The organism is Serratia sp. NPDC078593, from assembly GCF_050268245.1.
In the GTDB taxonomy this organism is placed as follows: Bacteria; Pseudomonadota; Gammaproteobacteria; order Enterobacterales; family Enterobacteriaceae; genus JBNNGK01.
The window spans coordinates 1-14,725 of the sequence record NZ_JBNNGK010000012.1; the positions used below are offsets into that span (position 1 = coordinate 1).

Consider the following 14,725-nt stretch of genomic DNA (forward strand, 5'->3'; position numbering starts at 1 on the left):
GTCTGGTGACATTTAAAGGTTTGTCAGCCGATGCGAAGGCCAAAGGGACGCAGACCCGTCTGGTGGAAGGACAACAATACTGGATCCTGACGGACCGAGATAATCTTGTGCCGTCATCAGGTGCTGCTGTTCGGCCGTCGTGGTGGGCACATCTGCTGCCGCCTTATGCGGAGCCAATGCAGTTTGACAAGGTGATATGCCCCACGCCGTACCCACTCGGTGCCGGCGACAGCATCGGCCATCTGGGTTATTTTCAGGTGCCGAAAGAGGGGGGATATGATGCCCGCTATCAGGTACATATTGAATGCCTGAGCATGGATGACAACCTCGAAACCTTCCTGAAAAATCCCGAGAAGGTGGGTGAAAGTGCGCCGCTGTATCTGAAATGCCCGTCGGGCTTACCGCTGTTCTCAAAAGACCTGAAGACAAAAATTATGGTCAGCAGCGGGAGAACCTCGCAGGGCGAAGCACTCCTTAAACTGAGTCAGGTGAAAACAGAAAAAGATGCTCAGGAGCAAGAATACTGGTTTTTGCCGTATGCGAACGGCTACGTACCGAAAAGTAACGCCGCAGTGGAAACGCTGTCGCAGTACGACCTCGACAGGCTGGGGTTCACCACGACAGTGGATGAAGCACCGAGCTTCGACCACCTGGACGGTAAAACACCGCCTAAAGGGCTGGTGCGCAGAATTCTTGACTGGCTGCATAACGCCTCCAGTAATGATATCCGGGTGACTCACCGTGCCGTGCCGCATAACTACCAGCGGTTGCTATACCGGATTGACGGCAGCATCAGTCCCTATTCGCCCCGGGAATACCTGAGCGCGATACATAACCCATCTTATCGCGATGTGAAGAACAAGATGATTGTGAAGCACCCCAGCGAGTGGTATCACAAAAAGGATACGTCGATTTGGCAATCGTTTTTGAACACATTGACGAATGATGCGCCGGAATGGAAAGCGTACAGTGAAGCCTATATAGAGAAGATGGTGTGGATGCAGGATGCAACTAAGCTAAAACTGGGGCCGATGCTGTGGCATATGCATCCGGTGATGTTTTTGGGTGCGATATCGCAGATAAAGGAAAAGGCAATTATATTTCCCTTTAAAGTGAAACCCAAAAATGATATTGAAGGGGTCTGGAAACGTTATTACTGGGCTGCATCTTTATCTGATTCTAACGCATCCCAGGCTATCTTTGGTAGAAATAGGTCTGGGGGAAGTAGAAAACATGCAGCACGCGATTTATACAGTGAACCACTGACAGAAATTGTTGCGATAAGTAACGGAGTTGTGAAAAGTATTTCGCCATATTATATGGGGACGTGGCAAATAACTGTCGAACACACAACTGTGGACGGTCGGCACTTTTATATAAGGTATGGCGAAGTTGACCACGCTAGCATTGTGGTTAGTAACGGTGAGCAGGTGCAACAAGGGGGTGTTTTAGCAAAAACAGGGTTGATGATTAACTCTGCAACAGGCCAACACCCAGGAATCATATCAGGACAGACTGTATATATGCTTCATTTTGAATATTATCCTGGTAATAGTGATACACCTCCCCCAAATAATACCTCTACCTTACCATTTAAACGACGTAGTGATTTGCGAGATCCAATTGAAATATTGAGCGAAGGATATCGTAATACATTTGATGAAGGGTATTCTCAATCAGATGCCAGGATGCCTATTAGTGAATTGAATGTGTCAGATAAAGGAAAGGCTTTCATTAAAGGATGGGAGAGTTTCAGTTCTACTGCCTATAATGATTCGGAAGGTTTTTGTACAATTGGGTATGGGCATTTAATCGCACGAGCTAAATGTGAAAATATAGACCTACCTGATGAATTAAAAAATGGAATAACAGTCGCTGAAGCCGATGATTTATTTGAGTCTCGGATTCCAGTGTTTGTTAGTGAACTGAAGGGTTCTGTTAGTAGTGACCTGTATCAATATGAATTTGATGCTTTGATTAGTTTGTTATTTAATATGGGAAGTATGAGAAAAGCCCCGTTATTGACAGATAAGCTCAATAAAAAAGATTATGCGGGAGCGGCTGATGAGTTTTCCGATATAACAAATGGTGGTGTTTCTGGTCTTGTTAAAAGGCGACAAAAAGAGCGTTCTTTATTTTTACAAGGCGTTTATGACTCTTCACACTGATTCAAAATAAGGGATTGAAATGAACAATCGTTTCTTAATGTTGGCTTTGTCCATTTTTTTGTGCATTTCTGAATTATCATATGCTCAGGATGGATTGAATAATTCCATTTGGATATATGATAAAGTGTCAAGTATTGATGTTTTTGGACACCATAACTCAAACGCCATAGCTCATCTTACTGAGGAATTTGAAAAAGTTACCATAAAAGTAAATGGTAAAAAATTGGATATTGAAAATGATTTTCTTGAAAACAAAAAAATATGCTCAACTGATTATGTGGAAGTAAAAGAAACACCGCTTTCATATTACTTGTCAAAAAAATCCGTCAAAATGTATAAACATGTGTATAAAAGCAGTGGTATTTCATTGCCTAATGATATTTATCTTTTAACATCGCTCTATCCGGGTAAAGAGTGTCCGTCACCTTATAGTGAGATGCTCAAAGTTGATAATTATCTGACGGTTACCAAACAAAATTATATTTTGCTTTTTAAACGACAGAATGAAGATCTAAGTACAAGTGTAGAGAGTGTAAAGAATGATAACTGGTCGAGTTATTGCTATGACGACAAGACCGGTCGAGAGTTTGATGGTTCATCTAAAACTTCGTGCTTGTTTCCTGATGTGAATATAAATGCCGCATATAATACATTTAAAAAAATTGATAAATCAGGCAACACATACTTGCGACCTGATTTGCCAGCCAAAAATGTGACGCTTAAAATTGACGCCGGAGTGGTTGATTATAAATGGAGTAGGGGGGGGCTTAAAATTACTGTCGGGATGGAAAATGAAACAGTAAATTATACGTTTAGACAAGAGCCTACGGGAACCAAGCTTGAGATTGAGACTGACTCACAATATTAACCTGAATTAAATTAGGTGATATGTTTAGAACTTTACAGAGTTTTGCTTGATCTTTTTGTTACATATCACGACTAATGACTTTGTAAGGAATAAAATTTTAGGTTATCCACACTGTGTTAGATCGGTATTTTGGTTTTATTGTGTAAATAAGAAACTATCAGCACACGCAAGGCTTGATGATTTTAATATGGCTACAGCACAATTAATGGTAGTTTTAATGGTTATACAGATCGCCTTGAATACATTAAAGTGGCGGTTGATGTTCTGAATGCACAATATTTATCTTTAAAGATGAAGGACGGGGTGTTACTTTTTGAAGATGGCGAGATATATAATTACCGTGTATATGCTTATAGTTGGAGGAGGTATTATGACCCGCTATTAGTGAATGTAGTGGGTGCCGGAAAGGATAAAACGAAAAGACTTAAAGCCTATCAGAGAATTTTAACCTTATATCAAAACAAAAACGATACAGGAAAAGTTAATTCCATAAGTGAAAAAATAACTTCATTGAATTGATTTTTTTATTTCATTAAGGAAATTATTTTCATGAGAAAAGTTGTTGTTGTCTTATTATTTTTATTTTCTTTTTATGTTTGGTCAGCATATGTAAAACCAGTTCCTTTTGTTGGTGTGAAAAGTGGGAGTGCTGAATATTCTGCTATTTGCAACTCTCTAATAAAATACTGCGGAGAACATAGTAACCCCAAAATATAGAAAAAATCCTAATCAAATTTATTTCGTTACGCCATCATTTGATTTTGTTAAAATAAAAAATGAAAATGGGTATTCTGTATATCAAGTATGGGGTTTCAGTAATTATGCTAAGGGAAATTATCTGGATGACGATGGAGATGTATTATCTAATAATGGCTTTGATATTTTTCCGCGATATATCCATTGAGTAAAAAACAGAATGCAGTTGCACTGGTTCAGAAGTGGTCTACATCCTACTCAGGAGGTGGGAAAGAGGTAGAACTTGCTTATTTCGTCATGATTAATGATGATGGAACATATAAAAAATTATTTTCTAATATACTATTTTACAGTAGAGAGCAGATAAGAGCGTGTTTCTCTGATTCTGATTACGCAAAGAAATCACATTGTTCTGATGAGCGTTGGAGCGTTCTTAATATATCCATGAAGGATAATGGCTCTGAGTTCCATATATGGGAGTTTATTAATAAATCGTATAGCTGGCCTTCATTTGTAGATAAATCAAAAACGAAAACGAAAATGAGTGTGAGGAAGGAAATTGTGTACCCATTCCAAGATGCGGAAAAAAACAGTAGTAAAATGATTGTGTTTATATTGTTTGTTGGGTTGTTTTTTGCTCAGCCTGTTTTCCGGGGGGTAACTGACAGGTGATGAAGCTGATCATATTGGATGTGGAATACGGTGTCGAGTCAGCTTTCTCTTTTTGAGTAAGTAAAGGATTAAATGTATCGGTCAAAAGCCTAGGTGTTTATGATGTCACATACAAAGTAAATGGTGGATATAATGGATATGATGATCGCCGGGTTAGGTTTAACAAGGTTGCAGAATTGCTGAATATTAGTAAGGACTAATATATGTTTTCTAAGATACTATGCAGTTTCTTGTTTGCATTCTGTTCTTTTCCTTTATATGGACAGAACAAGGTAGTTCAGGGGCCGTTTAAAATTGATGATGAAAAAGTAATTTATTTTCAGAGAGAACCAAATCCTGATTTCCCCCTTGGTTTGTACTATGAATCCGGAGCAAAAAAAACTCAAGTCGATAAATATGAAGTTGATGGGGATAATCCAAATGTTGATACAGTGTTTTTTATGGAAGTTCATAATGTTAAGAACGTTATCGTTTTAATATCCTGGCACCAGTTGCACCAAGCTGAATCCATCAATGGGAATACCTATCAAGTCTATGCTTATAAATACAGTAATGATTCGTTATTTCCAAATGATATAATCACAAAAGATTCAGCGCTAAATGGTATGGATGGTGAGTTTAATGGTAATGACATGCATTTTAAATATAAAGATGCTGCTTCTATAAAACAGTATATTATAAATAAATATGAATGATTTTCCTGGTTGTCGTTTGCGTCTGTTTAAAATAGATGATGATAAATTGGGTGGTGATTATAGGGTAAGATTACGAAAATTGTGCTCTGAATTATACGATTATAGTCATTTTGTGACCAATACCAATCGGTGCCGGCGACAGCATCGGCCACCTGGGTTATTTTCAGGTGCCGAAAGAGGGGGGATATGATGCCCGCTATCAGGTGCATATTGAATGCCTGAGCATGGATGACAATCTCGAAACCTTCCTGAAAAACCCGGAGAAGGTTGATATTTCACCAATCAGGTATATTTTTGTCTTATGAAAACTAAAATCATGATAAGTGTATTGATGTTTTTATCTATTCAGAACAGTACTCATGCTACGGGTTTTGACTGCAACTTCGAAAGACTGAATGAAACAGAAAAAGCAATCTGCAATACGCCTTATCTGAATGGCATTGATAATGTCACCAATAAGTTATTTATCATCGCGCTCAACAATACCATCTCAAAAGAGGTTGTGCAATCAGGTCAAATTGAATGGCTTAAGGAACGAAATTCCTGCCGGGATAATGTTCTCTGTATTAAAGAAAGTTATTTGCAGCGCAATGCCGAACTCAGCAGTATTCAGGCTTTTCAGCCAATTTCTGATGTCTTCCCTGATACGCTTATCGATGCTTCGTTTGATAATGAAATAAAAATGGCTTTACTATTCGGGATAATCCTTGGGTGGTAAAGAAATTATTCAACGAGTCTCAAAAAGAAAAAAGTTTGGATTTATTCGAAGGTTACTGGGATGTGTTCACCCATATGGAGATAAAAAACAATCTGGCGATTATTTTTACAGTAAAAACAAAACGTATCACTTATCTGGTGTTGATTTCAGATATAACCAGTCGATCTTATGTTATCGATTCCTATGATAGCGAATCAAGCTCAGCACCAGAGATAAAACTTATTCAGCGTGATGACAGAAGCTTTACCTATAAAGTCAGTAATGTTTACGACCCAGTGAAACAAGAACAGGTCTCTTCCTATTATAAAGTGAGTGCTACTGACAGCGCACTGACTACGCCGAAAAAAGTTGTGCTTCCGCAGCAGGAAAAGATAGAGAATAAAACCTGGGCCGGATATTGTGGAAACAGCCCTTGCGAAAGCGTTCTTCTGTCACCTGATGGAAAGTGGCGCATCGCCTCGGGTGACGACAACATTAAGTATCGCAATGATGGGGTTTATTACTTTCCCCACGATCGTCCTGACTTAGGTATCAATGTTTTTATCCCTAATATGGGAGATGCTCGGGACGATTGGAGTTTCTATCGCAACTATGCCTGGGGGGATAAAAATAGCTTCTTCTTTGATAATGAAGGCGGTATGGCATGTATCTGGAAGACAGATATTAGCAAAAAAACCACTGAGCGTATTTTACCCGTCGAAGGGTTGCGGCAACCTTATTATATCCGCTACAACAATGAAGATTATATAATTTCCCGCTATACATCGATGGATGATAATGACTATAACATGGTGGGTTTTTATATTGCTAAAAACAACTATTAGGCATTCTAACTCAGTAGATGTTGAAATGTGACACCGTTAATAATGAAGCTGATGCGACTATTAAAGGCTTTAATCGGAAGTCCGCTGTATGGCTTTTCCCGTGATTGTCGAATAAAAAGTGAGTTCAAAATGCTAAAAATTATCCGCAAAGGCGATAAAACAACCCACGGCGGCTCGGTATTAACCGCCTCCACCACTATAAAATTTGGTGGCATTGGTGCCGCCCGTAAAGGCGACAAAGTCTCCTGCCCTCAGCACGGTAATACCACCATTGTTGAGGGCAACCCGAACTATCTCGATGAAGACGGGATTCCCATCGCCTTCGAGGGCCACAAATGTGGTTGTGGCTGTACGCTTATCAGTTCGTTTTCCGCGGCGAGGGTTGGCTGACGATGCCGATTTATCTGGATGAAGTCCCGGACGATGTGGATAACATTCCACCGCCGGTGACGTTACGCTGGCTCGTTTTTCTGATTGTCGCCCTGCTCACGGGTGTGCTGCTGACGTTGTGGCAATGGACCGGAGAACGCAGCGGGGTTTCATTCTGGTTTACGGCTCTCGGTCTGCCTTTTTGTATCTGGGGCAGTCTGCTGGTTTTTCGTCATGTGGGATACCGGCTTGAATTTAACAGAGATGTTGGCTGGAATCATGAATGCCAGAGTCTAAAGAACACCGAAATCGAGCGCGGTCAGCGTTTTGCCTGGGTTCTGGATACCTATGTTAAAACCCCTGCAGGGCGGGGCACCGGCAGTCTGTATGCGGCAATGGAGCAAGCGGCACCATTACTGAAAACTGCCACTCCCCGAGCCGGTGGGATCCCCGTCAGACATTGCCCGATGACGGATTTTGATTCAGATCCTCTGGCGCTCGAAAAAAACCTGGAAAAAGTCGCCGCAAGACTGAAGAACACCCTAGCCCGGCTTCCTGAGACACTTCCTTGCTGGTTGATGTTTGAATGTGATGCTGGACTGACAGCAGAGAAAGAAGCTGAGATTCTGCAACTGCTGGCGCAGAAATCTGGGCGGGAGCTACGTCGGCTTTCGGCACATGGCATGAGTGCGCTGGATAACTGGCTGGATAACTGCTGGGATAAACCTTCGGTGTTTATTGCTTTGGCCATTTCACTGCGGCCATCTCCACAGGAAAATGACGCTGAAGCGATCGCCTTCATGGTGTTGTGTAACCGTAAAAGTCATCAGTTCCCGGAGGCCGTCAGACAGCATCGCCCTCAAAGAAGCGATCATGAGGCGCTGACTAAAAATATGAAACATGCTCTGCGCTGGGCAGATCTGAACCCAAGTAGCGTCACAAGAATATGGATAACCGGTGAAGCTGTCACAGACCGCCCCGGGTTGAACAAAGCCTGTGAAGACAATGTATTAACGCTCAGTCTCACAGAAGACATAAAGAACATTGACACCGTACTGGGGTTTGCCGGTCTAGCCTCACCGTGGATAGCGGCAGCACTGGCAGCCGGTGCTGCCCAAGAGCAGGGCGCACAGATGATTGCAGCGCATCCAGAACCCGGTAGCGATAATATCTGGCTTGCCTCCATTACAGCAGAAGAACGACAAAAGGACGTTATCAGGGAATGAGCAGCGAAAAGAAAGAAAAGACCAAAACAAAATCCCTTCTTGGACCAGCGGTTCTGGTGCTGATATTTGTCACCGGGATCATCGTGTTTGCCCTGACAACAGGTAGCCATTACGTCGCCACAACGTTTGGTCTGGGTCCATACCAGGCCGGACAGATCGTCTCCATCTGTGCGATCGCAAGCGTCGTCGTGCTGCTTGCTATCTGGGGGCTGGAAAAACTGTTTTTCCATACAGGTAGACAGGGGGCTCGCCAGATCTGGGGGCGCAATAAAAACGCGGCTGATACCACTACGGGCAATATAGCAAACACCTTCGTTGACGAAAAAGAGCGGGCAGAAGCGAGCTTCGTCGCCGAAGCGCTGATCGATCATTTGCGTCTACGCTATCGCCGCCGCTGGAGGTCTAAAGTCCGCCTGCTGCTGGTTCAGGGTGAGGAGCGCGATATCGACAAAGTAGTGCCGGGGCTGAAACGTGATCACTGGCAGGAGAGTGACGGGATTGTGCTGATCCACGGCGGTCTGGCAGAGAATGTGCCTGATAGCGAGTTCTTGTCTGAGCTGAAGCAGGTACGTCCACAGCGGCCACTGGATGGGGTGGTGCAGGTGATGAATGCCGCTGCGCTGCCGGATACGGCGAAACAGGACACCCTGGTACGCGTGCGCCAGAAAACTGATTCCGTGCTGGGCTGGCAACTGCCAGTCTGGCTGTGGCTTGTCCGTGAAGGCGCCTGGGAAAAAGATGGTGAAGGGATACCGCCAGTTGGGGCATGGTTTGGCCCAGGGGCGGTGACCGATGACGCCCGCGAAACGCTTGCCACACTGTCTTCGCGACTGCAAACGCCGGGTGTGGCGGCTTTACTGGAAGATTCGCAGCATCACTGGCTGTTAGACTTGTCAAAAGCTCTGCGGGGCCAGTTCCGTCAGTCCCTGCTTGCGATGCTGAACATGCTGATGTCCGATCCGGCACCGTATCGCTTGCGCGGGGTGATGTTCAGCCCGGTGTTGTCGGCTGCCACCACGGTACCGCATGCGCGTCTGTCACCTCCGGTCTGGCAGGCGCTGGAAGAAGACAGTCTGCAAGTTCATGCCCGCAAAATCGGCTTTCACTGGCAAAAAGTCCTGCGTCTGGTGCTGCTGGGGTTGGTTCTGCTTTGGGGGGCAGGTACGTTGCTGTCACTTTCCGTCAACCGCACACAATTCTGGCTGGCGCAGGACACGGCGCGCATCGCTGCAGATACAAAACAACCGCTGCCTGAACGTCTGCGCAATCAACTGGCCCTGCAGCAGACCATTGCCCGTCTGCAGAATCGCGAAGTCCACGGTGCCCCGTGGTACACCCGCTTTGGCCTGAACCAAGACAGCGACATGCTGAAAATGCTCTGGCCACTGTACGCCCGTAATAACCAGACGCTGATGCGCGATGCACTGGCCGATGAACTTCACCGCCAGTTAAATGCCTTTGTGCAACTGCCGCCGGCAAGCGATGCGCGTATCACTGCCACACAGAAGACCTACACCCTACTCAAAGGCTACCTGATGCTGGCGCGTCCGGAAAAGGCGGATGCGGACTGGCTGGCCGGTAACATGCCCAAAGTCTGGCCGACACATTCTGGCGTGTCTGACAGCGTGTGGCAGACCCAGGTACCGAAACTGCTTGGGTTCTATGCCCAGAACTTACCGGCACACCCAGAGTGGAAAATCACCCCGGACCGCGAACTGGTGGGCACGGTTCGCCAGATTTTACTCAAGCAAATAGGTCAACGTAATGCTGAGTCAGGCCTGTATCAGGAGATGCTCGGTCGCATCGCCCGTAACTGGCCGGATTTAACGCTGGCTGACATGACCGGTGATACAGATGCTTCCTCACTGTTTTCCTCGAAAGAAGTGGTGCCGGGTATGTTCACCCGCCAGGCGTGGGAAGAGCAGGTTCAAGAAGCCATCGATGAGGTGGTGAAAACCCGCCGCGATGAAATTGACTGGGTACTGACGGACAAAAAACAGCAGGCAGGCAGTGACATCTCACCGGAAGCCCTGAAACAGCGTCTCACTGAGCGCTACTTTTCTGATTTTGGTAATGCTTGGCTGAACATGGCCAATAGCATTCAGTGGCATGGAGCGGCCTCGCTGTCTGAAGCCATCGCCCAACTGAACTTGCTGGCCGATGTTCGTCAGTCACCTCTGGTGGCACTGATGAACACTCTGGCCTGGCAGGGCCAGACCGGGGCCAAGGGCGAAGCGCTAGCTGACACACTGGTGGACTCTGCCAAAAAACTGGTCGGGCGTCAGAAGAACGCGAAACAGTTTATTGAACAGGCGCAGGGTCCAAAAGGGCCGCTGGATAGCGTGTTTGGCCCGTTGACCAGCCTGATGGTCGGCAAGGACGGAACCGGGAGCAACGGTAACCTTAGCTTTCAGTCGTGGCTGGCCCGCGTTACCCAGGTGCGCCTCAAACTGCAGCAGGTGACCAGCGCACCGGATCCGCAGGCGATGTCACAGATGCTGGCGCAGACTGTGTTCCAGGGTAAAGCCATTGATCTGACCGACACCCGCGACTACGGCAGCCTGGTGGCGGCAAGCCTAGGCCAAGAGTGGAACGGCTTTGGTCAGGCGCTGTTTGTACAGCCGCTCGATCTGGCCTGGCGTCAGGTACTGGCTCCGGCCGCAGGCAGTCTCAATACCCGCTGGCAGAACAGTATCGTGTCGCAGTGGAATACCGCCTTTGCCGGTCGTTATCCGTTTAAAGCTACCGGCAGTGATGCCTCCTTGCCACTGCTGGCGCAATTCCTGCGTGGGGATTCGGGACGTATCGCCAGCTTCCTCAAAACCAACCTTGGCGGCATTCTGCACCAGGAAGGGAGTCACTGGGTGGTGGACCCAGCCGCGAGCCAGGGGATGACTGTCAACCCGGCGTTCCTTTCGGCCATCAACAAGCTGGCTGACATTTCAGATATTGTGTTTGCCCAGGGTGATGCAGGAGTGCATTTTGAATTGATGGCTCGCCCCTCGCGCGATGTGGCACGCACGCAATTGACGCTGGATGGCCAGAAGCTGGATTACTTCAACCAGATGGAAAGCTGGCAGAGCTTCACCTGGCCGGGGAAGACTTACTACCCGGGTGTGGATCTGAGCTGGCATTCAACCAGTACCGAAATGCGTCTATATGCTGAGCATCAGGGAAACTGGGGCTTCATTCGTCTGCTCGATAAGGCTCTCCTGACGCCACTCGACAGCAGCCGGACTCAGCTTGTGTGGATCACCCCGGACGGTAACCCGCTCAAATTCATCATGCGCAGTGAACTTGGCGACGGGCCACTGGCGTTGCTCAGGTTACAGGGCTTCAGGCTGCCGCAGACCATTTTTTCCGTCGGTGCCGCTGACAGCACACTGACGCTTGCTGGAGAGCAATAAATGGCGACGGCAGAAACGTTACTGACCCGGTGTCTCTTGGAGACGCTTTCGCGCTGGCCGGGCGTGACGCGGGAAGAGACTGCGCAAACCGTGGCAGTGACTGCTGGCGGGGTGGATTGCTCTCGACCCGACGCGCGCGATGGTGCTTTGCGGATAAACGTCACCTGTATTTTCAGACGGCGAATCGTACTTTTGACGTCTTCTTTTTTGTTGATTTCTCCACTCAGGATGTCCGTACATGGATGATTTAACCCTGCGTTATTACGAAGCAGAGATGCGCTATCTGCGCGAAGCCGGTAAAGAATTTTCCCGCGCCCACCCAGACCGGGCAGCGATGCTCACTCTGGATAAAACCGGAGCGCGGGACCCATATGTTGAGCGCTTGTTCGAGGGCTTTGCCTTCCTGATGGGCCGCCTGCGTGAAAAACTGGATGATGACCTACCGGAGTTGACCGAAGGGCTGGTGAGCTTGCTGTGGCCGCATTACATGCGCACGATTCCGTCGCTCTCCGTGGTGGCCTTCACTCCTGACTGGCGGACACTTCGTAAAATGGAAGTGTTGGAAGAGGGGTTCTCCGTGCTGTCGCGACCCGTTGGGCCGGATAACACTGTCTGCCAGTATCGCACCACCCGCGAAGTGCCGCTGCAGCCGCTGCATCTGAATGAGGCCCGTTTGCAGACCGATCCGGATGGCCGCACCGTTATTCGCCTGCGATTCGACTGTCCGGACAAGGTGGACTGGCCCAAAGCCGGGATAGATAAGGTGGCTATTTACCTCGATGCCGACAGCCCAGTAGCTTCGGCTCTACATCTGGCGCTGACCCGGCGGGTACATGCCATGTATGTCCGCCACGCAGAAACCCGCGCCGAGCGGGTACGCTTTGATGGCTGGTGTAAACCGATGGGCTTTGAGGATGCAGACCGTCTGTGGCCGAAAGGCGACTCGGCGTTCAGTGGTTACCAGTTACTGCTGGAATACTTCAGCTTCCGCCAGAAGTTTATGTTTGTGGAGCTGCGGGGTTTGGAGCTAATAGGTCTCAGCCAGAAGACCACGTGGTTTGAGACCGATATCGTGCTCAATGGCGGCTGGCCGTCAGATATGCCGTTTGAGACAGATAATTTCCGCCTGCACTGCGCGCCGGTGATTAACCTGTTTCCACTGGAAGCTGACCCGCTCACGCCTGATCCGCTGCAAAACGAATACCTGCTACGCCCGATGCGTATCCAGGATGGGCACACCGAAATCTACAGCGTTGATGAAATTCACGGTGCGGTGAAAAACGGCAAACACCCGTATGTGCCGTTCACCAGCTTCCGGCACCGAGGTGGGATGATGCGCCATGACGCTCCGGAGCGCTACTTCCACACCCGCGTGAAGCGTGGCCCGTCCGGACTGTATAACACTTGGCTTATCCTCGGTGGTCGCTCGTTCGAACTGGAGCAACAGTCACAGACTCCGGAATCGCTCTCCATCCGTATCACTGGCACCAACGGCCAGCTGCCGCGTCGATCGCTGGAAAGTACGTTGCTTGACCGGGTAGTGAAGGTGGGTAAGGTGCCGGTGAAAGTGATGAACCTGAAGGCGCCGACGCTGCCGCTCTATCCACCGGCGAACGATCGCTTTCACTGGCGGGTGATGAGTCACTTGGGGTCTAATTTCCTTAGCATGATGGATAACCCGGAAGTGCTGCGTGGCACCCTAGCGCTGTATGACTGGAGCGATGATGAGATGAACCTTCGGCGTCTGGAGGCAATTGTCGCCGTGAAGCACACCCTTATCCGCCGCTTTGAGCGGGGCTTTATGCTGCGCGGGGTGGATATCGAAGTTACGCTGAATGCCGATAATTTCGCCGGTGAGGGGGATGTCACGCTGTTTGGTGAAATGTTGCACCGCTTCTTTGCACTCTATGCCGATGTGCACCTCTTCAATCAGTTGACACTGGTACTGCAACCGACAGGGAAACGACTGCGATGGAAAGAAAATCACAGCCAGCACATTCCGGGCTAATGGAGATCCTAGGGGAAGACATCTGGCAGGTGAACTTCTATCGCTTCTGCCAACTACTGGAACAGGAAAACCCGGGCGCGCCGCTGCTCGGTAGTACCGATCGTCTCTCGACCGACCCGGTGCGTTTTCGTCCGTGGCCGGGAATGGGGTTCCCGGTCAGTGAACTGAAAACGGTGGAAACCGACGAAGATAATCCGGACTTGCCAGCGACGGTGCGCACCACCTTTCTCGGGATGTATGGCGTGGATTCGCCGCTGCCGACCGCGTATCTGGACGATATTGCCCAGTGTCGTGAGGGGTACGAAGCCACCACGTCGTTTCTCGATATTTTCAGTCACCGCATCACCACGCAATACTACCGTATCTGGCGCAAATATGCGTATCCGGCTACTTTCGAGGCAGGTGGCACCGATGACACTTCTCAGTGCCTGCTGGGACTGGTCGGGCTCGGGATTCCGGGGACAGTCGAACAGGTGGCAACACCGATATCGCGATTTTTGGCGCTGCTCGGCACCATGCGTCTGCCAACTCGCAACGCCGAAGGCATCCGCCAACTGGTGAGTCTACTGGCACCAGAGACGCGGGCCACTATCATCAGTCCGGATCCGGTGACCGTGCTGGTGGAAAACCGCAGCGGCCTCGGAAAGGGCAATCGTGTATCCCTTTCACAGCGTGCCACTCTCGGCAAAACTGGCAAAGAGGCCTGCAGCCGCATCCTGCTGATGCTCGCGACCGACAATCCGGCCGAGGCCGAAGGCTGGCTGCCAGGGGGGCAGTTGCACACTGACCTGATGGTACTGCTGCGGGTGTATCTGGGGTATCGTTCTGATGTCCGCCTGCGCCTAATGATACCTGTAGCGAGCCTGCCAGAGCCGCGTCTCGGTCAGAAACGCCGCATCCAACTGGGGCGCACCGGCGTGCTGGGGTTGAAACACGACAGGCCCGCGAAACGCAGCCACCTGACCGTGAATCTCGGCACTTATGACGGACTGCCCTGTAGCCGGCTTCATGCTGCACAACCCGGTGGTTACCGGTTTGACTGATGCCCCAAGACCTGAACCGACACACTCTTGT

11 protein-coding genes are annotated in these 14,725 nt (G+C 48.6%); all 11 read left to right on the forward strand.

What is annotated here, in order from left to right; translation table 11 throughout:
• On the forward strand, positions 1 to 2,168 hold a 2,168-nt coding region (locus tag ACQKDS_RS13950; protein WP_427673882.1), incomplete at its 5' end, for a glycoside hydrolase family protein.
• A gap of 19 nt (positions 2,169 to 2,187) precedes the next feature.
• Positions 2,188 to 3,036 (forward strand): hypothetical protein, encoded by an 849-nt coding sequence (locus tag ACQKDS_RS13955; protein WP_399673304.1) that lies wholly within the window; start codon positions 2,188 to 2,190, stop codon positions 3,034 to 3,036.
• A gap of 900 nt (positions 3,037 to 3,936) precedes the next feature.
• Entirely contained in the window at positions 3,937 to 4,404 is a 468-nt protein-coding gene (locus ACQKDS_RS13960; protein WP_399673302.1) for a hypothetical protein, read from the forward strand.
• A 203-nt stretch (positions 4,405 to 4,607) separates the two neighbouring features.
• Positions 4,608 to 5,099, forward strand: coding sequence for a hypothetical protein (locus tag ACQKDS_RS13965; protein WP_399673300.1), 492 nt, complete (start codon positions 4,608 to 4,610; stop codon positions 5,097 to 5,099).
• A gap of 301 nt (positions 5,100 to 5,400) precedes the next feature.
• Positions 5,401 to 5,817: a lysozyme inhibitor LprI family protein gene (locus ACQKDS_RS13970; protein ID WP_399673298.1), complete on the forward strand. Its 417-nt coding sequence runs from the start codon at positions 5,401 to 5,403 to the stop codon at positions 5,815 to 5,817.
• Entirely contained in the window at positions 5,811 to 6,641 is an 831-nt protein-coding gene (locus ACQKDS_RS13975) for a hypothetical protein (RefSeq protein ID WP_399673296.1), read from the forward strand. Before ACQKDS_RS13970 ends, ACQKDS_RS13975 begins: the two co-directional genes overlap by 7 nt.
• A 129-nt stretch (positions 6,642 to 6,770) precedes the next feature.
• Positions 6,771 to 7,031 (forward strand): PAAR domain-containing protein, encoded by a 261-nt coding sequence (locus tag ACQKDS_RS13980; RefSeq protein WP_399673294.1) that lies wholly within the window; start codon positions 6,771 to 6,773, stop codon positions 7,029 to 7,031.
• Complete coding sequence (locus ACQKDS_RS13985; protein WP_399673292.1) at positions 6,977 to 8,236, forward strand: hypothetical protein; 1,260 nt, start codon at positions 6,977 to 6,979, stop codon at positions 8,234 to 8,236. Before ACQKDS_RS13980 ends, ACQKDS_RS13985 begins: the two co-directional genes overlap by 55 nt.
• Positions 8,233 to 11,643, forward strand: a complete 3,411-nt coding sequence (locus tag ACQKDS_RS13990; protein WP_399673290.1) for an ImcF-related family protein — start codon at positions 8,233 to 8,235, stop codon at positions 11,641 to 11,643. The genes ACQKDS_RS13985 and ACQKDS_RS13990 overlap by 4 nt, the downstream gene beginning before the upstream one ends.
• A 238-nt stretch (positions 11,644 to 11,881) precedes the next feature.
• Complete coding sequence (gene tssF, locus ACQKDS_RS13995; protein ID WP_399673288.1) at positions 11,882 to 13,651, forward strand: type VI secretion system baseplate subunit TssF; 1,770 nt, start codon at positions 11,882 to 11,884, stop codon at positions 13,649 to 13,651.
• Positions 13,615 to 14,694: a type VI secretion system baseplate subunit TssG gene (tssG, locus tag ACQKDS_RS14000; RefSeq protein WP_399673286.1), complete on the forward strand. Its 1,080-nt coding sequence runs from the start codon at positions 13,615 to 13,617 to the stop codon at positions 14,692 to 14,694. The genes tssF and tssG overlap by 37 nt, the downstream gene beginning before the upstream one ends.
• The last annotated feature ends 31 nt before the right edge of the window (positions 14,695 to 14,725 follow it).

Bases quoted from the DNA above. Each gene is read 5' to 3' on its own strand.
- ACQKDS_RS13955 (WP_399673304.1), top strand. From the start codon at position 2,188: ATGAACAATCGTTTCTTAATGTTGGCTTTGTCCATTTTTTTGTGCATT.
- ACQKDS_RS13965 (WP_399673300.1), top strand. From the start codon at position 4,608: ATGTTTTCTAAGATACTATGCAGTTTCTTGTTTGCATTCTGTTCTTTT.
- ACQKDS_RS13970 (WP_399673298.1), top strand. From the start codon at position 5,401: ATGAAAACTAAAATCATGATAAGTGTATTGATGTTTTTATCTATTCAG.
- ACQKDS_RS13980 (WP_399673294.1), top strand. From the start codon at position 6,771: ATGCTAAAAATTATCCGCAAAGGCGATAAAACAACCCACGGCGGCTCG.
- ACQKDS_RS13985 (WP_399673292.1), top strand. From the start codon at position 6,977: ATGTGGTTGTGGCTGTACGCTTATCAGTTCGTTTTCCGCGGCGAGGGT.
- ACQKDS_RS13990 (WP_399673290.1), top strand. From the start codon at position 8,233: ATGAGCAGCGAAAAGAAAGAAAAGACCAAAACAAAATCCCTTCTTGGA.
- tssF (WP_399673288.1), top strand. From the start codon at position 11,882: ATGGATGATTTAACCCTGCGTTATTACGAAGCAGAGATGCGCTATCTG.
- tssG (WP_399673286.1), top strand. From the start codon at position 13,615: ATGGAAAGAAAATCACAGCCAGCACATTCCGGGCTAATGGAGATCCTA.